We start from the raw sequence: 20,028 nt of genomic DNA on the forward strand, positions 1-20,028 counted from the left end.
TCTTATTTTAAAAATAGAATATTTTTTCCTTCGGGGCAGGGTGTAATTCCCGACCGGCGGTATAGGCCGCGAACTGCTTTAGGCAGTTGATCTGGTGAAATTCCAGAGCCGACAGTATAGTCTGGATGGTAGAAGGAGATTCATAAAAATACATTTATATTTGGATGGTAGAAGGAGATTCATAAAAATACATTTATATTTGTATCTATTTTTGTATATCCAGCCCTGAAGTTATTTTCTTCAGGGCTTTTATTATTCCTTAAAAAAGGACGGAGGGCAAATTGTGAATATAAAATTTATGGAAAAAGCTTTGAGCTTAGCTGAAAAGGGAGCTGGATTTGTAAACCCTAATCCAATGGTTGGCTGTATTATTGTAAAAAATGGGAATATTATAGCTAAGGGTTATCATAAAACCTTTGGAGGCAATCACGCAGAAATCGAAGCTCTAAATTCTCTAACCACCGATCCAAGGGGAGCAACTATGTATGTAACCCTTGAACCCTGCTGTCATTATGGTAAAACGCCTCCCTGTGTCAATGCAATAATTGAAAGCGGTATTAAAAAAGTAGCTATAGGAATGCTTGACCCTAATCCACTGGTAGCCGGCAAAGGGGTAAAAATTTTGAGAGAAGAGGGTGTCGAAGTAATAACAAATGTTTTAGAAGAAAAAGCTAGTAAACTAAATGAAATATTTATCAAATACATTACTACTGGGTCTCCATTTTGCCTTATGAAATCTGCTATGTCTTTAGACGGAAAAATCGCCACAAAATTTTCAGATTCCAAATGGATTACCTGTGATGAATCCAGAAGGTATGTTCATAAATTAAGGCATAGATATACTTCAATAATGGTGGGAATAAATACGGTGTTGGTTGACAATCCCCTTCTTACAGTAAGAATACCCGGATTTGAAGGTGAAAATCCCATAAGAATTATAGTTGATAGTAAATGTAGAATTCCTTTAGAGGCTAATGTAGTAAAAAAATTATCCTTTGCTAGAACAATAATTGCTACTACTAATGAAAATAATAATACTGAGAAAATTAAAAGGTTAGAGGATATGGGCGTTGAGGTCTTAATATTACCTTCTAAAAATAAAAGGGTTGATTTAAATATTCTTATGAAGAAATTAGGTGAAAAAAATATTGATAGTGTTCTTTTAGAGGGAGGTGGAACTCTTAATTATTCTGCCCTAAAGAAAAATATAGTTGATAAAGTAAACTTCTTTATAGCCCCTAAAATAATCGGTGGTAGTCTTTCTAAAACTCCTGTGGAAGGAGATGGTGCTCCATTAGTTGATAACGCTTTTTTAGTAGATAATATGATTACCCATAGATTTGGACAGGATATTATGATAGAAGGTTATGTAGGCAAAAGGAGGATTGATTGATGTTTACTGGACTTGTTGAAGAAATAGGTTTAGTTCAGTCGGTTTTAAAGGGTGTTAAATCTGCCAGGATAGTTATTAAAGCTCATAAGGTTTTGAAGGATGTAAAACTAGGTGATAGTATATGCACCAATGGAGTATGCTTGACGATTACTGACTTTAAAAGCACTTCCTTCTCTGTAGATGTCATGGCAGAAACCATGAGGAAAAGTAATTTAAAGAATTTGACTCCTAACAGCAAAGTGAATCTTGAAAGAGCTTTAAGATTAGGTGACAGACTGGGAGGTCATCTTGTCAGTGGTCATATAGATGGTATAGGATCAATTTCTGACTTTGATACAGAAGATAATGCAGTGTGGATCACTATAAAAACATCTTCTGAGCTATTAAAATATATAATTCATAAAGGTTCTATTGCAATTGATGGAGTAAGCTTGACAGTGGCTTATGTAGATGAAAAGGTCTTTAAGGTATCCATAATACCCCATACTAAGGCAGTTACAACTTTACTTGAGAAATCTATTGGTGATGAAGTTAATCTGGAATGTGACATGATAGGTAAATATGTTGAAAAATTATTTGATTCAGATACAGTTTATGATGATTCTAAAAACAGTATTGATATAAACTTTTTAAAACAAAATGGATTTGCTTAAAGGAAAGGTAGTGATAAGATGTTCAAATTTAATTCTATTGAAGAAGCTATAGAGGATATAAAACAGGGAAAAATGATTATTGTTGTGGATGATGAGGACAGGGAAAATGAAGGTGATCTAATAATGGCAGCAGAAAAAGTCTCAGGTAAAGATGTAAATTTCATGGCCACCTTTGGAAAAGGTTTAATCTGTATGCCAATAGTATCTCAAAGATTAAAAGAGCTTGATATAAGACAAATGGTCAGTGAAAACACAGACAATCATGGTACTGCCTTTACAGTGTCTATTGACTCAGTAGAAACTTCAACGGGAATATCTGCCTTTGAAAGGGCTTTAACCATAGAAAAGGTATTAGATAAAAATTCAAAACCAAAGGATTTTAAAAAACCCGGTCATATATTTCCCCTCGAGGCTAAAAATGGTGGTGTACTTAAAAGGGCTGGCCATACAGAAGCTGCCGTAGACCTAGCAAAGCTTGCCGATCTTTACCCAGCTGGAGTGATCTGTGAAATCATGAAGGAAGATGGCACTATGGCAAGATTACCAGAGTTAATGGAGTTTTCCAAGAAACATAACCTTAAGCTAATCTCCATAGCAGATTTAATATCCTATAGAAGAAAAAATGAGAAATTGGTCAAAAGAATTACTACTGCCCAGCTCCCTACTAAATATGGTGATTTTAAGGTTTACGGCTATGAAGAAATCTTAAGTGGAGCACATCATGTAGCATTGGTAAAGGGAGAAGTAAATAATGATAAGCCTATTCTAGTTAGAGTCCATTCAGAATGCCTTACTGGTGATGCCTTTGGTTCAATGCGTTGTGACTGCGGCGATCAATTATCTGCAGCTCTACAAAAAATTGAAAAGGAAGGTAGAGGAATTCTTCTATATATGCGTCAAGAAGGTAGAGGGATTGGTCTGATCAATAAGCTTAAGGCCTATCATTTACAGGACAGGGGAATGGATACTGTTGAAGCAAATTTAGCCCTTGGTTTTCCTGAAGACTTAAGGGATTATGGTATTGGGGCTCAAATTCTTTCAGACCTAGGAGTAAAAAATATTATGCTTATGACTAATAACCCTAAGAAAATCTCTGGTTTATCAGGTTATGATCTCAAGGTCAAGAAAAGAGTTCCCATTGAAGTTGGACATAATAAGGTAAACGATATTTATTTAAAAACTAAAAAGGAAAAAATGGGACATATGCTAAGCTTTTAATATATAAAGGAGGAAAATATTTTGAAAATTTATGAGGGAAAGCTGATATCTAAAGATCAAAAATTTGCTATTATTGTGGGAAGGTTTAATGAATTTATTGGAAATAAGCTTCTTACAGGTGCTCTAGACGGACTAAAACGCCACGGCGTAGAAGAAGATAATATTGAAATAGCATGGGTTCCAGGTGCATTTGAAATGCCTTTGATCGCTAAAAGGATGGCTCTAACTAAAAAATACGATTCTGTCATATGCTTGGGGGCCGTAATAAGGGGTGCCACTCCTCATTTTGAATATGTATCCAATGAGGTTACAAAGGGAATAGCTTCTATATCTCTAGAAACGGGAATTCCAGTTGTGTTTGGAGTGTTAACTACGGATACTATAGAACAAGCAATAGAAAGGGCTGGAACTAAGGCTGGAAATAAGGGCTATGAAGCTGCTGTAACTGCAATTGAGATGGCAAATCTTCTAAATGAACTTTAAAAACAATGGAAAGGGTTCAAAAAAACCCTTTCCATTATTTCTCCACCGTTTTCCTATCTTATGTTTTTTCCTGCATACCTAATTGCACTGCAAGCCAACACCTTTGTAGGGTCTATGCAGATTTCTTCTATGCTAAACATTTCAAAGGCAACCGGCAATTCTGTACAGCCTAATATGAAAGCTTCTGCTCCTTGATTTTTTAGTTCTTTCAATACAGATTTAAAGTTTTTTAAATCTATATTGTCTTTTCCTTTTTTTATATCATAAATAAGCTTCATAACATATTTTTGTTTTTCAGGGTTAGGCTTTATTAATTCTAAGTTATATTCCTTAAATACTTTATCATATATACCTGCCCTACAAGTTCCTTCTGTTGCTAAAAGTCCTATTTTTCCCTTTGGATATAGATTTTTTGTTTCCTTTGCAGTTTCTACTATCATGTTAATAAAAGGTATTTTTATATATTTTATAATTTCATCATAGAAATAATGAGCCGTATTACAAGGCATTATTATGACGTCAGCTCCCATCATTTCTAATCGAATTGCAGATTTTATCATATATTTTGTTGGATCCTCGCCATCATTTATTATGTAGTCTGTTCTATCTGGAATTCTTGTATTATTTTCTACTATTATTGGAATATGCTCATTATCACTATTTGCATCAGTCATCATTATAATCTTTTTAAATAAATCAGCTGTAGCTAATGGTCCCATTCCACCTAATATTCCTATGGTCTTCATATTATTTCACCTCAACTATTATTCAAAGATATACAACTCTAAAGCATTATAGATTTCTTATTTATCCATGTATATTTAATAGCTAAGAAACTTGCATAATTAAAATTCTTCACATGTATTATGCAATTTCCTCACCTATCTACAGCTCTTATTCTATAAAAAAACTGACCTCTTTACAAGATCAGTTTAATTTTATTACTTTATTTTGAAACAGCTTTTTCAATTCTATTTAATCCTTCTTCAATGTTTTCAAGGGATGTGGCATAGGATAACCTGATATAATTATCTGTTCCAAAGCCTGCTCCCGGTATTACTGCAACTTTAGCATTGTCCAGAAGATACTGAGCAAAATCCATAGAGCCATTTATTTTTTGCCCACCTAAATCTTTACCTATAAGCTTTGATATATTAACCATTACATAGAAAGCTCCCTTAGGCATTTTACAGGATAGGTTTTTTATACTGTTAATTTTATCAACCATATATTTTCTTCTTTCATCAAATGCTTTATTCATTTGATTTATAGGCTCCTGATCTCCTTTTAAAGCTTCAATGCTGGCATATTGAGCTATTGTATTTGGATTTGATGTGGCATGACTTTGAATATTAGTAATAATTTTTGCAATTTCCTTGTCAGCAGCCAAATATCCTATTCTCCAGCCAGTCATAGCATATGCCTTTGACATACCGTTGATTACTATTGTAAGCCTTTTAATGTCTTCTCCTAAGGATGCAATGCTTACATGGTTTCCATCATAAATTAATTTTTCATAGATTTCATCGGATATTATATATATATTATTTTCAACTGCTATTTTTGCAATATCTTCAATTTCTTCTTTTGTATAAACAGTTCCAGTTGGGTTATTTGGACTATTTAAAAGTATTGCCTTTGTTTTTTCATTTACAGCTTTAAGTAGATTTTCCTTTGTATATTTGAATCCATTTTCTTCTGAGGTTTCAACAAAGATGGGCTTTGCATCGGCCATTTTTACCATTTCAGGATAGCTAACCCAATAGGGAACTGAAATAATAACTTCATCTCCTGGATTACATATAGCCTGAAGGGCATTATATATAGAATGCTTCGCTCCATTGGAAACAACAATATTTTCAGGTAAGTAGTCTAAATTATTATCTTCCTTTAGCTTATCACAAATAGCTTTTTTAAGCTGTGGCAAACCCGCTGCTGCTGTATATCCTATATTTCCTTCTTCAATTACTTTAACAGCAGCTTTTCTAATATGGTCCGGAGTTTTAAAATCCGGTTCTCCTGCTCCAAAGCTAACTATATCAATGCCATCCGCCTTCATTTTTTTTGCTTTAGCTGTAATAGCCAATGTAACAGATGGAGATATTGCACCGTTCTTTTTGGATAAATTATTATTCATAAACTTATCTCCTTTCCCTTTTAATTATACAGCGTAGGTTTTCATTTCCATATTAACACAATCACTATCTATATTATACTTCATAGCCTGCCTATATTTAAAGAAATTTGTTGCAACTTGTGGAAATAATGCATATGATAGTACATCTTCTTCTTGTTCTAAGTATTCCTTCATTTCATTTCTTATCTTACCTAATTGAGGTTCTATTAAATCCGCTGGTCTACAAGTTATTACTTCTTCATCACCAATAATTTTCTTTACTATCTCTTCTTTTATTGGAACAGTAGGTTTTCCATACATCCCCTTAACATAGGCTTTTACTTCATTTGGAATCATTTTATATCTTTCTCCAGTTATAACATTTAATACAGACTGAGTTCCTACTATCTGACTTGTTGGAGTAACCAATGGTGGATATCCTAAATCTTCTCTTACCCTAGGAACTTCTTTTAGTACATCGTCAAATTTATCAAGGGCATTTTGCATCTTTAGCTGTGATACAAGATTTGAAAGCATTCCACCGGGCACTTGATAGATCAATGTATTAATATTTACACCGAGAACCTTAGGATTTAAAAGTCCAGTTTCTATACTCTTTTCTCTTATGGGCTTAAAGTATTCAGCTATTTCGTTTAATTTATCAATGCTTAAGCCCGTATCATATTTCGAACCCTTTAAAGTAGCTACTAAAGATTCTGTAGGTGGTTGAGAGGTTCCCAGTGCAAATGGAGAGACTGCTGTATCTATTACATCTATGCCAGCTTCAATACCTTTAAGATAAGTCATACTTGCAAGTCCGCTAGTTGCATGGGAGTGAAGCTGAATTGGGATCTTAACTGCTTTTTTGAGTGCTGATATTAGTTCATAAGAATAGTATGGAGTCAAAAGCCCTGACATATCCTTTATACATATAGAATCTGCACCCATATTTTCCATTTCCTTAGCTAGTTTTACATAGGTCTGTGTTGTATGAACTGGGCTTGTTGTATATGAGATTGCTGCTTGGGCATGGGCTCCTTCTTTCTTAGTAGTATCTAAGGCAACTCTAAGGTTTCTTACATCATTTAGTGCATCAAAGATTCTTATTATATCAATTCCGTTAGCTACGGCTTTTTTTACGAATTCAATTACAACATCATCAGCATAATGTTTATATCCTAAGATATTTTGTCCCCTTAAGAGCATTTGTAAATTTGTCTTCTTAACATTTTTTCTAATAGTTCTGAGCCTTTCCCAAGGGTCTTCATCCAAGAATCGTAGGGAAGCATCAAAGGTCGCACCACCCCACATTTCTAATGAATGATATCCTACCTCATCTAATTTTTTTAAGATTGGCAGCATTTCTTCAGTCTTCATTCTAGTGGCTATTAATGATTGATGGGCATCTCTTAAAACAGTTTCCGTTATTTTTACCTTTGACATATAATATACCTCCTATATTTAATGGGAAAATATTTTCACACTAAGTTGACAGAACCATAATTTATTGTTTATACTGTCAACGATACATGGAAAATCATTCCCTTTTATTACAAGCTATGTATCCCTCTAACTAAAGTCTATCAAGGTATATCACTTATGTACAGTTTGTAATTTAAGTGTTATAATATTATTACCTTTGATTTTTAGTTATTTTTCTATTTTTCTTTATTTTTTTAGGAGGTCTCTTTATGGATTCTACTGATCTAAGAATTTTAAAAGTTTTACAGGAAGATGGAAGGATTTCAATGAAGAATTTGGGAAAAATGGTAGGTCTTACGTCACCCGCCGTGTCCGAAAGAGTTAAAAGACTAGAAGAGGATGGAGTTATTACCGGCTATAGGGCCACAGTTAATCCTGATAAACTCAACAAAAGTATAAAGGCATTTATAAGCTTAGCAATTAAAGCCCATAATTATAAAAAGTTTTTGGATTTTGCTCCTGATAACAATAGTATAATTGAATGCCATCATATAACCGGCGGTGATTGTATGATAATAAAAGTCATGGTTGAAAGCATGGAAGAACTTGAACATCTTATTGATGATATGAAGAAATTTGGAGATACTCAGACGAACCTTATTCTTTCTACTCCAGTTAAAGGTAAAATAATATTATAAAAAATAGCTAATGGTAATGGGACGTGTCTTTTGCCACGTCCCATTACCATTAGATTTCTCTTATTTCCATAACGTCATATCCTGCATCATCTACAGTCTGTCTTATTACAGATTCATCAATTTCCTTTTCCAGCTTGATAACAGCATTTTTTTTATCTACACTAACGCTTTCAACCACAACTCCATCAAGCTCACTTAAAGCTCTTTCTACTCTACCAGTGCAGTGATTACAGCTCATGCCTTCTATTACTATCATTTTTTTCATTTAATTTCCTCCTAATTAATATATTTCTACCTTCATTAATATTTAATCTTAGGTTAAGTTAGTTAATCTAAACCTTAAACCTTCTAAGCCTTAGTGCATTTGTTACTACGGATACTGAACTCATGGACATGGCAGCTGCTGCAAACATTGGGTTAAGCTTTGGTCCTCCAAAGGCATAGAACAGTCCAGCTGCTAAAGGTATTCCCGCCGTATTGTATGCAAAGGCCCAAAAGAGATTTTGCTTGATATTTTTAATAGTACTTTTGCTTAATTTTATTGCGGTAACTACATCTAAAAGATCACTTTTCATTAGGACTATATCGGCTGATTCCATTGCAACATCTGTTCCTGAGCCAATTGCTATACCAATATCAGCTATAGCTAGGGCAGGTGCATCATTTATTCCATCTCCAACCATAGCTACTTTTTTTCCTTCTTTCTGAAGCTTTTCAACTTCATTTGCCTTATCTTCAGGTAAAACTTCAGCTAAAACTATATCAATACCAACCTGCCTAGCTATTGCCTCGGCTGTTCTCTTATTATCTCCTGTAATCATGGCAACTTTTATTCCCATAGCATGCAATTTTTCTATTGCTTTTTTACTATTTTCCTTTACAACATCTGCTACTGCTATTATTCCCTCTAATCTATTATTTATTGCAATAAACATTGGTGTTTTCCCTTCATTTGCCAATCTGACTGCTTCTTCTTTTAATGTCACATCAATATTTTTATCTTTCATAAGCTTTTCATTACCAAGAAGTATTTCATTTCCTTCCAGTTTTACTTCTATTCCATGACCTGGTATTGCATAAAATTCTTCTGCTTTTAATAGGGATAATTCTCTTTGGCTGGCCTCTTTTACTATGGCCTCTCCTAGTGGATGCTCTGAGCCCTTTTCAGAAGTAGCTGCTATTTGTAAGATTTTATCTTCTTTATAATTACCAGTTGTAATTATATCGGTAACTCTAGGCTTACCTTCGGTTATGGTTCCAGTCTTATCGAATACTATTGTTTGTATTTTATAGGCGGTTTCTAAAGCCACGCCGCTTTTAATAAGAACTCCAAGCTCTGCTCCTTTACCAGTCCCAACCATTATTGCTGTAGGTGTGGCAAGACCTAGGGCACAGGGGCATGCTATTACTAGAACCGAAATAAATATTGTTAATGCAAATACTGGCTCTGAGCCGGTTATATACCATAAGAGTCCTGATATCACCGCAATAGCCATTACTATAGGTACAAAATAACCAGCTATTATATCTGCTAATTTTGCAATAGGTGCCTTACTCCCCTGTGCTTCTTCAACCAGTTTAATTATTTGTGCCAAGGCTGTATCCTTACCAACTTTAGTTGCTTTGAATTTAATAATACCATTTTTATTTATGCTTGCACCTACAACCTTGTCTCCTATATTTTTTTCTACAGGTATACTCTCTCCTGTAAGCATTGATTCATCAACTGAGCTGCGTCCCTCAACTACTTTTCCATCTACTGGTATCTTCTCTCCCGGTTTAACTAATATAATATCTCCTGCCTCAACTTCCTCTATAGGAATTGCTATTTCTTCTTCTCCCTTCACTATTGTTGCAGTCTTGGGCTGAAGACCTATTAATTTCTTTATAGCCTCAGAGGTCTTTCCCTTGGACCGAGTCTCAAGGTATTTACCAAGCATTATAAGGGCAATAATCACTCCAGCGGTTTCAAAGTACAAGTCTTTAGCATATTCATTGTGCCCACTTATGATTTTATACATTGCATAAATTCCATATATAAAGGCTGCACTTGTTCCTACGGCTATGAGTGAATCCATATTTGGACTTCTTCTTAATAGTGCTTTAAAACCTACTGTATAGAATTTATATCCTGCTATAACTATAGGAACCGTTAATATTAACTGGACTAATGCAAAGTTTAGAGGGTTATACTCCGGATTTATAAATGATGGTATTGGAAGTCCCATCATATGTCCCATAGCAATGTATAATAATGGTATAGTAAAGGAAATAGCCACTAAGAACTTAGTCCACATAGCTTTTGATTCTCTTTCCTTTTTATCCTGATCTTCGTCCTGAAAGGCTTCCTTTTCCACATTTAGTGGAGTATATCCTGCTTTTTTAATTGCTCCCTTTATATCTGACAATCTTACCTTATTAATATCATAAACTACTCCTGCTTTATTTGTGGCTATGTTTACATTTACTGATTTTATTCCATCTAATTTGTTGATACTCCTATCAACTGCACCAGCGCAGGAAGCTCATGTCATACCTTCTACCGGTATTACGACTTCTTTTAGTTCTTCATCCAACAAGGCTTCATATCCTGCTTTACTTACAGCTTCCACTATTTCATCCTGGGAAACCTCTTCTTCATTATATTTAACCATCATCTTTTCTGTGGCTAAATTTACATTAGCATCAAGTATTCCATCTTTTTTGTTAACTGCTCTTTCTACTGCTCTAACACACGCTGCACAGGTCATTCCCTTTATTTTAAAGTTTTTCTCTATAGTCATTTTTTCACTCCTTTCAAGTCAGAATTCTTTCATATAATATTATATACCCATACAGGGTATATGTAAATAAACTTTTTGATTTGGATCTCCTAAGCCTATAATCTTTAACATATTCTCTTGTTATTTATTTTACCCAAAATTCAATTATTTAAGATGAATTTAAATTTATATGATATAATATTCTTAAATTATAGGATAAAAACACAGTTCTGGTTGGTAGTCCAGACGTATCTCAAACATATATAGAAAAATATATGCCAATAAAACTTTAAAAATGAAGGTAGCCTCTTAAGGTTCTTTTAGCTCCCTTTATAAGAGGAGCGTAAAAGGATTCTCAGTGGCTACCTGAGTAAATGAGACTTTTTATGGCATATATCTATAGAGATACCAGTAACCTTCCCCCTTCGGGTCGTCCATTCCTAGTAAACATATTATTTAAGAAGGGGAGAGTTTTATGAAATGCATCAATACTTCATGTACCATTCTTTTTGAAAGTCCCTATTGGGTAGGAATTTTTGAAAGAAAGGATGATGAAGAGTATTCTGTTTCTAAATTCGTATTTGGAAAAGAGCCTACGGCTCCTGAGCTCTACAATTTTATTTTAAAATCTTATCCAAATAAATTAAGGTACATTAAGACAGAAAATAATACGGATGAAATAATTAGAAAAAAGATTAATCCTAAGAAAAGACAAAGAGAAGCCGCTAAAGCTATGGATGAAAAAGGGATTTCTACAAAGGCACAGCAGACTTTAAAGATTCAATACGAAAAGAATAAGAAACAGAAGAAAAAAATTTCTAAGGTGAAAAAACAAGAGCTTGAAAAGAAAAAATTTGAATTAAAACAAGAAAAAAAGAAGCAGAAAAAGCGAGGACATTAATAATAATTTCATGACAAGGGGATGTTTCATCTGCCATATATTGTTTATGTGACAGCTGACACATCCCCTTGTCAGTAGTCATTATTTTTGAAAATATATAACATAAATGCTAACACATACTATAGCTTTATTAAACAAGTATAATAGGGGTATGCCTATATAAAAACTTTTGTGCTGGGTTTTATGTCTAGCCATCATCATACTTAAAAGTATTCCTATAGCCCCCCCAATAAATGCTACGATAAAGAAATTCATTTCTTTAATTCTCCATTTGTTTTTCTTCGCTTTGTACTTATCTATAATTACAATGGCAAATCCATATATATTAATTATGAGAATGTAGAGTGCAAAATAAAATTCTTTATGTTTTAATATTTCCATTTTATTATCTCCTTTGTAGTATGTAATCTATATTAATTATACACTAGCTTTTAAATATATAACAAAAAAACTAAAAAATCCAGTGCAAAAAGAAATATTAATTCCTTTTTTGCACTAGATTTTATATTTCTCCATAAATCGAATCTACTTCATCCCAAAATCCATTAAATTCATGAACTATTTTTCTTTGTACTCTGCTGCGACCTTCATTTATCTCATCATAATTAGACTTTAAGATAGACAATATGTCTCCATCTATTTCATTTCTTTTAGCCATTCCATCTAACACCTTTAGTGCTTTCTTTTTTTCCATACCTTTGCGATAAGGTCTATCCTCTGAAATAGCAGTAAAAATATCGGATACTGCCATAATTCTTGAACCAAATGATAGCTGTGATGCTGTTTTTTTAAAGGGATAGCCCTTGCCATTTAACCTTTCATGATGGAGTCCAGCCCATTCGTATATTTCTCCAATTCCTCTTATTTTTTTTAGAATTATATATGTATAGTAAACATGCTTTTTAACTATCTCAAATTCATTTCTAGAAAGACTAGCTGGTTTTTCCAATAATTCCTTGGGAACTGCCAATTTCCCCAAATCGTGAAGATTTCCAGCAATTTTCATCATTTTTATCTGAGTATCTTCCATTTTAGAAAGCTTTGCAAGCTTACAGGCAGTATATGCAACCCCACTAGAATGTGTGGCTGTAAATCTACTCCTAAAGTCAATGATCCTTTCAAAAATCTTCCCTATATCCAATAGCTCATCTATATCTAATAATTTACCTTCTAGCCAACTATAAAATACAGCCTTAATATTTTCAGAATCTAGGGCTTGTAAAATAGTTTTAAATTCACCGGGCTCTATAAAGGCATCAACAATATCAGGATTAAATTTTTTACCTCTGTCTCTACTAATTTGTTTAGCTATGTAATCAATCTGACTATAAGGATTTCTTCCCCAATTCATCAAAACATCTACCCTATCAATTAGATAAATAATTTGACTGCCTAAAGGAATCTCAACATTTTTCTTTTTGAAATTGTCCATTTCATCCCATCTAACATGATGACACCTAATTATATTTGAAATTTGATTAAAGGGTTTATACACTTTAATCAAATTATACCCTACAACAGAGTGAAAATGGGGATCCTTTAAATCAAATTCAAGGCTGTCCAGTCTTTCCTTTAAAGATAATGCCCCTGAATCATGGAGTAATGCAGCATAGATTAAATCTTGTATATCCTTTTTCTCCATTTCCAGCTTTACACCTAGCTTTAGTGACATAAATGCCACCCTTACATGGTGCCCTACTATAGAAGAGCTAATGAGATCCAGACTTTCTGATAAAGCTAAAATCAAATCGGTTTGAGGTATTTTTATTTCCTCCATAAAATCCCTCCTATTAATCCCTATAATACACTAATTATTTATGTTTATAAAGATAAATAATTTGAAAAATCAATAAAAATAAAAACTAAAGAAAATTTATTGTTTTGCTAGAAATTTATATTAACATAAATTAAGACCTTTTTCTTTATATTTTTACATTTTATCTTAAGAGTTTTTTCTGGTAACAGTATGAATTTACTTTGTTTAAAAGCTATTCTTCATGGGAATTATTTAAGTTTTTAGACAAATAAAAGTGCTTGAATATTATAATATTCAAGCACTTTTATTAAAATCAATATGTTTTAGGACTTTTTTCTTATTTTTTACCAATGCATACCAGGTCCAAATCCTCCTAGTCCTCTTCTAGCCCCTCTACCAAAGCCCCCACATCCTCCTTGAAAGCCAAATCCATTTTCATTATGGTATTTTTCCATATAATCTATTCTGTCATTCCAGTATTTTGCTTGTTCTTCTGTAACCAACCCACTTTTTACTGACTCTTCTACCTTATCTTTTCTCCATTTAATCATATCATTGTACCAGTCTGGAACCTCATTATTACTGTCTGCAAAAGCTATCACCCCAAGGGATAAGATTAATACAGCTGCTAAAGCAAGCATTACTATTTTTTTCATTTTCATTCTCCTTTCTTGTTTTCCTTTTTTCTTTAAAGTCATTATAAATCTTAATTGTGAAGATAATATGAAGATATAAAGATTTTTTTCTTCATATTATCTTCACAAGTTTTGGGTATTATATTTATAACATGAAGTAAAAGTAAACATTAAATTTGTTTATCTTTATAATATTTGAGGAAATTGCATAATACATATAAAGATTTCCAAAATACAAAATGTAGTAGAAAGAGTCAAGTAAGTCGCCTAGATATTGTATTTTAAAATTAATAATGTCAATTATGCAAGTTTCTAATTTAAGAAAGTAGAAGGGAGATGAAAACTATGATGCACCATTGGATGGGATTTAATAGATTTGGATGGATGGGAGGTTTTATGATGATTTTATGGCCTTTACTAATAGGAGTTGTTTTTTACCTAATTCTTAAATCCTCAAGAAATCATTCTTCTTTCAATAATAGAAAAAATAATGCTCTAAAAATTTTAGATGAAAAGTATGCTTCCGGAGCAATCACAGAAGATGAATATCTCCATAAGAAAAGAATTCTAAAAGACGACTAATGTCGTCTTTATTAACATTTGGAAATTAGACTATGAAGGGTGAGAGTTATGAATGAGCAATTTAAAATCCTAGTTATTGAAGATGAAGAAAAAATTTTAAATGTTATAGAAGCTTATCTTAAAAATGAAGGATATACTATTTATAAAGCCAAAAATGGATTGGAAGGGCTAAATATCTTTAAAAGCTCTTCTCCACATCTAGTAGTTCTGGATTTAATGCTTCCTGGTTTATCGGGAGAAGAAATATGTAAAAACATAAGAAGCTCTTCCGATATTCCAGTAATCATGCTTACTGCAAAAACCAATGAAAAATCTAAGCTTGAAGGTTTCTCCCTTGGAGCCGATGACTATGTAACTAAACCCTTTAGCCCAAGGGAATTGGTGGAAAGGGTTAGAGCAATATTAAGAAGAAGCTATAGAAAACAAGGTCCTTTGTCAGATATATTATCCTTCAATAATAATGAGCTTACTATTAATATCAAAAAACATGAAGTTACTAAAAATGATAAACTAATTAATTTGACTCCCAACGAATACGATATTTTATTAATTCTTGCTTCAAATCCCGGTCAGACTTTTTCTAGGGAAAGACTTGTAGAAACAGTTTTTGGATTAGATTACGATGGATACGATAGGACAATAGATACCCATGTAAAAAATATTAGACAAAAAATTGAAGAAAATCCTAAGTCTCCAAAGTATTTACTTACCGTATACGGTATAGGTTATAAGTTCGGAGGTTAGATAATGAAAATAAGTTTAAATAAAACCTTACTTATAAGTTTTATATCAATAATTTTAATATCTCTTATAATCACAGGGATTACATCAACTTATATGATTGATAAAGAATTTAATATTTATTTGTTCAAAGAACATGAAGAAAAAATTGAAAATATTAAATCTATAATCAATTCAGCTATTAGTCAAAATCCTGTGTCTCCTGATTTTGATGGTGTAGGACTTAATAAATATGCTCTAGCAGAAGAGTATCTCATTAAAATTGTAGATGCAAACAACAATTTGATTTTCGATACTGGTATGTATCCTCTTATGGGCCATGAAAACAATAGTCATATGAATATGATGGGACATATGATGGGAAGAATGTTTGGCAATTCCCTTGAAAATTATAATGAAGAAACCTATACAATAAGCTATGATGATAAAAAAATAGGAACAGTAACTATAGGTTATATAGGACCATCAAATATTTCAGGAGAAGCAATAAAATTTAAATTCACCCTTTATAAATCAATATTAATCTCTAGTTTTATAGCTATTATTATTAGTGTTTTAATAGGTATAATAATTTCACGTCAATTAGGTATACCTATAAGAAAAATTACCACTGCTTCTAAAAATATTAGGGAAGGAAATCTTTCAATTCGCACCAATATTAAAACCAGAGTAGAAGAAATATCCCAGCTTTCTTCTTCAATAAATAACCTAGCCAGCACTTTAGAAAAACAGGAGTCCTTGAGAAATCGTCTTACTTCAGATATGGCACATGAAATACGAACTCCTTTAACAACAATAAAAAGTCATATTGAAGCCTTTATAGATGGTATATGGAAACCAACACCGGAAAAGCTAAATGATTGTTACGATGAAATTAATAGACTTCACAGCTTAGTTGAAAATTTAGAAGATATAAATAAACTGGAAAAAGCTAATTATGTTTTAAATAAATCAATATTCAGTTTAAATGATGAGCTAGAAAAAATAATAAATTCTCTTATACCACAATTTAATAAGAAAAATCTTAAGTTCAATTTAAACATTAAAGATAATATAAAGGTTTTTATGGATAAAGATAAGTTTAAACAGATAATGTATAACTTACTTTCAAATGCTATTAAGTATTCCTATGATAATGGTATTATAAATATTAGTTCATATATAAAAAATGAAAGATTGTATATTGATGTACAGGACTTTGGAATAGGAATTTCTTCAAAGGATTTGCCCCATATATTTGATCATCTCTATAGAGGTGATTTATCCAGAAGTAGAACTCAAAATACAGAAGGCTCAGGTATTGGTTTAACTATAACTAAAACCTTAGTAGAAGCTCATAATGGTACAATTAAAGTAAAATCTGACAACATTAATGGAACTGTCTTTACTATTGAATTTCCTTTAAGTAAAGTTTTAAAGAATTAAGGAAGGAAGCAGGCCCAAAGGTCTTTTAAAAAACCTCTGGGTCTGCTTTTGTTTCTTACACACAATTTTTTTGCATAACTTCAACAATAGCCGCATTGGTACTCTTCATTCCAGGGCCACACACATATCCAAGATTAGATATTACTTTACTGAATTCCCCGCACAATATTCCATCATTATAATTCACTACTGCACCATTAATTGAAAGTAGTGCCGATTGGATGGCCCATCCCGATGCTAATGCCAGTTTGTATGCACATCCTTCTTTAGCCCCATCACATATAATACCAGAAATACTCCCTACCATATTTAATATTGTTCCAAATATCTGGTCACTACTGCCATCCATCATAGAAACTATTCCGCAGCTTGCTCCAATACCAGCAGCTATACCACATCCACACATAGCAGATAGTGCCCCTGTATGATTTTTTATATAAACATTTATCAATTGTCCCAGTGCCAGTGCCCTTGTGATTTTTTCATCACGGATATTTAATTTCTCTCCAGCCGCTGCAATAGTTAGAAATAAAGTAATACCATGATTGCCGCTTCCTGTACTTGTCATAACTGGAAGCTGTACTCCTGACATTCTTCCATAGGAAGCCCCACTACATAATTTTTGGGCATAAACAGCTGGGCTTTCTCCCATTGAATATCCTTTATCGATAAGAGTATCAAATTTATTACCTATGGAGTTAACATCTTTTAACCCAGCCTCTGCCATTTTCAAGTTGTATTCTATTCCTTCTTTTAAAAACTCTATTTTTGTTAAATCAACATTTGTTGCAAATTCTATGAAATCATCTAATGTATAGTTACTTATAGGGTTAGATTTTTCTTTCTTTTTCAAATATTCTACAAAGTCAAAATCTTCCACTGTATTTTTTGAAATATCAACTATATTATTATGTTTTTCAAGGGTAACTACCCTTATAATTTCTTTATCTGTTTTTAAAATGCTTTGTATAAATAAAATATCACAGTTGTCTACGACTTTAAGCTTAATTGCGTTTCTTTTTAAAAGGTCCTTAGCCTTTTTTATAACTTCCTCACCCATATCCTTTAAAAGATTTAAACCCTTCTTAGTATCTCCAATAATAAGACCTAAAGCTGCAGCCGCTTTGACTCCTTTTTGATCAAATCCTGGTATTGAAACGTTTAGAGCGTTCTTATACAGATATGAATCTACCGTTATTTCTAATTGTATTATATCCCCAATTACTTTTTCCCTTGCACTTGCACATGAATATGCAATGGCTGCTGGTTCAGTACATCCCGTGGCAAGTCCAATAGTATCTTTTAGTATATTTATTAATTCATTTTCTCTTTCAATAGCCATCTTTTTTCCTCCTTTCATATAAATTCTTTATATTATTTATAGAAGCATAATTCATGCCAATATATCTAAGAAAAGAAATAAAAAAACTCAAAACCCTTAATCTAAGTATATATAAGGTCTTGAGCAATTCTTGTTTTTTGAAAATTATTTATATCATTTAAATGATAGATAAAATTTACTTAAAATTTATCAAGCTTGATTAACATTTCTCACCCATGAGAAATGTTAATCGACAAACTTGCATAATTGAGGAAATTGCATAACTCTAACTTGGCAAAATTGCATATGCGAATATTATCCTTAATTTAATTATTTATAATCAAATATATTTTGGTGGTGCATCTTTGTAGATTCTAAAACTATATATAGTAGATAGTTTTTGCTGAAGGTAATTATGCAATTTGCTCAATTATTTTAACAGGTCGTATTTCCTTAATTTCCTATATAATGTTGCAGTACTTATTTGAAGCTTTTTAGCTGCTTCTTTTTTCTCATCCACCGACATATTTTTATCAATATATTTTTTTATTATATCCCTTTCATAATTTTCCACCATTTCTTCTAAACCAATGTTTTCTCTTTTATGTTTCTTAGCAAATAAATATTCTGGAAGATTCTCTAAAGTTATAATATTTGTTTCACACATATTTACAGCATATTCAATAACATTTATTAATTGTCTAACATTCCCCAGCCATTCATAATGATGAAGCCATTTTTTTACTTCTTCATCAAAGATCATTTTCACCTTTGATAAATCTTTACATGTTTTATCTAAATAATAGTTTGCCAATAATAAAATATCATCTCTTCTTTTCCTAAGGGGCTTAAGGTGAAGAGGAATTACATTTAATCTATAATATAAATCTTCTCTGAATTCCTTGTTTTCCATCATCTCTTCCAAATCCTTATTGGTGGCTGAAATAATTCTTAAATCTAAAGGAACAGCCTCACTTCCTCCAATTTTACTAACTTTCTTATCCTGCAATACTCGTAGTAGCTTGGCCTGCATTGTTAATGGCATATCGCCTACTTCATCTAAAAATAATGTTCCTCCATTGGCTAATTGGAATTTTCCTAGTTTCCCACCTTTTTTAGCACCGGTAAAGCTTCCTTCTTCATATCCAAATAGTTCACTTTCCATAAGGTGCTCAGGAATAGATGAGCAGTTTATAGCTATAAATGGTTTGTTCCTGCGGTAACTATTGTAATGAATTGCCCTAGCCAGAATCTCCTTTCCCGTTCCACTTTCTCCCCTTATAATGACAGTTGAAAGACTGTTGGATATTTTCTTTGCCTTTTTTATTATTTTAAGGAAAGCCGGTGTATTTCCAATAATAGAATCAAAGGAGTAGGATTTATTGTAATTTTCAAGGGTTTCATTAAATTTTTCATTAATCCTTATATTTGCTTCAAGTAAAAGAATTTTGTTAACAAAGAGTTCATTTATATATTTTATAAATTCACTAATTTTTTTTAGGGATGATATTAGTATTTCTCTTTGTTCTTCATTGAAGGCAATTATTCCTATTACACCTATTACTTCACCCTTTTTATGTATAGGAAAACCAATATTGGCTAATTCACGGCAATAATAATTTTTCTCGCATTTTTTGCATCCAAACTCTTTTCTAACATTTTTAATCATACCCATCTTACCTGTATGTAGTATTTCTCTAAAAAAAGATGTATGGGGAACTTCCTGCCCTATTTCCCTCTCGTATATACCTGTTCCTGCTATTCTAATACATTCTTGGTCAGTTATGGTTACCTCTACATCTAATATTGCCGCAATGGCTTTGGCACATTGCTGAGAAAAAATTTTAATATTTCTTAAATCGGCCATTTAATCACCTCCAATAAATTGATAAGTTTTATATATTTCTTCTTTTAAAGAAATT

Annotated in this window: 19 protein-coding genes and 1 riboswitch; of the genes, 9 read left to right on the top strand and 10 right to left on the bottom strand. The window is 32.3% G+C overall.

All coding sequences use genetic code 11. From position 1 onward, the window contains the following. Positions 1 to 22: 22 nt before the first annotated feature. Positions 23 to 141, top strand: a riboswitch (FMN riboswitch). A 142-nt stretch (positions 142 to 283) separates the two neighbouring features. Genes ribD through ribH form a run of 4 tightly spaced genes read left to right on the top strand, consistent with a single transcriptional unit; the run spans position 284 to position 3,747 of the window. Then, positions 284 to 1,393 carry a bifunctional diaminohydroxyphosphoribosylaminopyrimidine deaminase/5-amino-6-(5-phosphoribosylamino)uracil reductase RibD gene (ribD, locus tag B5X81_RS18625; protein WP_208985094.1) on the top strand — a complete coding sequence of 370 codons (1,110 nt, stop codon included), beginning with the start codon at positions 284 to 286 and terminating at the stop codon, positions 1,391 to 1,393. Further along, positions 1,393 to 2,046 carry a riboflavin synthase gene (locus tag B5X81_RS18630; protein ID WP_079493887.1) on the top strand — a complete coding sequence of 218 codons (654 nt, stop codon included), beginning with the start codon at positions 1,393 to 1,395 and terminating at the stop codon, positions 2,044 to 2,046. The genes ribD and B5X81_RS18630 overlap by 1 nt, the downstream gene beginning before the upstream one ends. 18 nt (positions 2,047 to 2,064) lie before the next feature. Beyond that, positions 2,065 to 3,264 carry a bifunctional 3,4-dihydroxy-2-butanone-4-phosphate synthase/GTP cyclohydrolase II gene (locus B5X81_RS18635; RefSeq protein WP_079493888.1) on the top strand — a complete coding sequence of 400 codons (1,200 nt, stop codon included), beginning with the start codon at positions 2,065 to 2,067 and terminating at the stop codon, positions 3,262 to 3,264. Positions 3,265 to 3,285: 21 nt separating this feature from the next. Further along, positions 3,286 to 3,747 carry a 6,7-dimethyl-8-ribityllumazine synthase gene (gene ribH / locus B5X81_RS18640; RefSeq protein ID WP_079493890.1) on the top strand — a complete coding sequence of 154 codons (462 nt, stop codon included), beginning with the start codon at positions 3,286 to 3,288 and terminating at the stop codon, positions 3,745 to 3,747. Positions 3,748 to 3,800: 53 nt separating this feature from the next. On the opposite strand, the gene cuyB is transcribed toward ribH, so the two are convergent. From cuyB to B5X81_RS18655, 3 genes are all read right to left on the bottom strand, one after another. Further along, positions 3,801 to 4,493, bottom strand: a complete 693-nt coding sequence (cuyB, locus tag B5X81_RS18645) for a cysteate racemase (RefSeq protein ID WP_079493891.1) — start codon at positions 4,491 to 4,493, stop codon at positions 3,801 to 3,803. 200 nt (positions 4,494 to 4,693) lie between these two features. Next, positions 4,694 to 5,884 carry a pyridoxal phosphate-dependent aminotransferase gene (locus B5X81_RS18650; RefSeq protein WP_079493893.1) on the bottom strand — a complete coding sequence of 397 codons (1,191 nt, stop codon included), beginning with the start codon at positions 5,882 to 5,884 and terminating at the stop codon, positions 4,694 to 4,696. 24 nt (positions 5,885 to 5,908) lie between these two features. After that, positions 5,909 to 7,306, bottom strand: coding sequence for an oxaloacetate decarboxylase subunit alpha (locus B5X81_RS18655; protein WP_079493894.1), 1,398 nt, complete (start codon positions 7,304 to 7,306; stop codon positions 5,909 to 5,911). Positions 7,307 to 7,554: 248 nt separating this feature from the next. On the opposite strand from B5X81_RS18655, the gene B5X81_RS18660 reads away from it, so the two are divergent. Next, positions 7,555 to 7,983: an Lrp/AsnC family transcriptional regulator gene (locus tag B5X81_RS18660; protein WP_079493896.1), complete on the top strand. Its 429-nt coding sequence runs from the start codon at positions 7,555 to 7,557 to the stop codon at positions 7,981 to 7,983. A gap of 49 nt (positions 7,984 to 8,032) precedes the next feature. On the opposite strand, the gene B5X81_RS18665 is transcribed toward B5X81_RS18660, so the two are convergent. Both B5X81_RS18665 and B5X81_RS18670 read right to left on the bottom strand, forming a co-directional pair. Further along, positions 8,033 to 8,248, bottom strand: a complete 216-nt coding sequence (locus tag B5X81_RS18665; protein ID WP_079493897.1) for a heavy-metal-associated domain-containing protein — start codon at positions 8,246 to 8,248, stop codon at positions 8,033 to 8,035. Between the two features lie 67 nt (positions 8,249 to 8,315). Continuing rightward, positions 8,316 to 10,766 carry a heavy metal translocating P-type ATPase gene (locus B5X81_RS18670; RefSeq protein WP_079493899.1) on the bottom strand — a complete coding sequence of 817 codons (2,451 nt, stop codon included), beginning with the start codon at positions 10,764 to 10,766 and terminating at the stop codon, positions 8,316 to 8,318. A 454-nt stretch (positions 10,767 to 11,220) separates the two neighbouring features. On the opposite strand from B5X81_RS18670, the gene B5X81_RS18675 reads away from it, so the two are divergent. Then, positions 11,221 to 11,646, top strand: a complete 426-nt coding sequence (locus B5X81_RS18675; RefSeq protein WP_244282156.1) for a YjdF family protein — start codon at positions 11,221 to 11,223, stop codon at positions 11,644 to 11,646. Positions 11,647 to 11,727: 81 nt separating this feature from the next. Here the strand turns inward: B5X81_RS18675 and B5X81_RS18680 are convergent, their stop codons facing one another. The 3 genes from B5X81_RS18680 to B5X81_RS18690 all read right to left on the bottom strand — a co-directional run bounded on the left by B5X81_RS18680 (position 11,728) and on the right by B5X81_RS18690 (position 14,058). Continuing rightward, positions 11,728 to 12,027: a DUF1294 domain-containing protein gene (locus B5X81_RS18680; RefSeq protein WP_079493900.1), complete on the bottom strand. Its 300-nt coding sequence runs from the start codon at positions 12,025 to 12,027 to the stop codon at positions 11,728 to 11,730. A gap of 121 nt (positions 12,028 to 12,148) precedes the next feature. Beyond that, positions 12,149 to 13,423 carry an HD-GYP domain-containing protein gene (locus B5X81_RS18685; protein ID WP_079493902.1) on the bottom strand — a complete coding sequence of 425 codons (1,275 nt, stop codon included), beginning with the start codon at positions 13,421 to 13,423 and terminating at the stop codon, positions 12,149 to 12,151. Between the two features lie 323 nt (positions 13,424 to 13,746). Further along, a complete protein-coding gene (locus B5X81_RS18690) occupies positions 13,747 to 14,058 on the bottom strand; it encodes a DUF2680 domain-containing protein (RefSeq protein ID WP_170917493.1) in 312 nt (103 codons plus the stop codon). A 324-nt stretch (positions 14,059 to 14,382) separates the two neighbouring features. Here B5X81_RS18690 and B5X81_RS18695 point away from each other — a divergent pair, with 324 nt between their 5' ends. From B5X81_RS18695 to B5X81_RS18705, 3 genes are read left to right on the top strand one after another with little or no spacing between them, the layout of a single operon-like run. After that, a complete protein-coding gene (locus B5X81_RS18695; RefSeq protein WP_208985095.1) occupies positions 14,383 to 14,619 on the top strand; it encodes an SHOCT domain-containing protein in 237 nt (78 codons plus the stop codon). A gap of 48 nt (positions 14,620 to 14,667) precedes the next feature. Beyond that, the gene (locus B5X81_RS18700) at positions 14,668 to 15,363 is read left to right on the top strand and encodes a response regulator transcription factor (RefSeq protein ID WP_079493906.1); all 696 of its coding nucleotides are present in this window, start codon (positions 14,668 to 14,670) and stop codon (positions 15,361 to 15,363) included. Positions 15,364 to 15,366: 3 nt separating this feature from the next. Continuing rightward, positions 15,367 to 16,785 (top strand): HAMP domain-containing sensor histidine kinase, encoded by a 1,419-nt coding sequence (locus B5X81_RS18705; protein WP_079493908.1) that lies wholly within the window; start codon positions 15,367 to 15,369, stop codon positions 16,783 to 16,785. A gap of 55 nt (positions 16,786 to 16,840) precedes the next feature. Here the strand turns inward: B5X81_RS18705 and B5X81_RS18710 are convergent, their stop codons facing one another. Both B5X81_RS18710 and B5X81_RS18715 read right to left on the bottom strand, forming a co-directional pair. Continuing rightward, entirely contained in the window at positions 16,841 to 18,127 is a 1,287-nt protein-coding gene (locus B5X81_RS18710; protein WP_170917494.1) for an L-cysteine desulfidase family protein, read from the bottom strand. A gap of 409 nt (positions 18,128 to 18,536) precedes the next feature. Continuing rightward, complete coding sequence (locus B5X81_RS18715; RefSeq protein WP_079493911.1) at positions 18,537 to 19,973, bottom strand: sigma-54 interaction domain-containing protein; 1,437 nt, start codon at positions 19,971 to 19,973, stop codon at positions 18,537 to 18,539. Positions 19,974 to 20,028: the final 55 nt, after the last annotated feature.

This window comes from Maledivibacter halophilus (assembly GCF_900167445.1).
Lineage (GTDB): Bacteria > Bacillota > Clostridia > Peptostreptococcales > Caminicellaceae > Maledivibacter > Maledivibacter halophilus.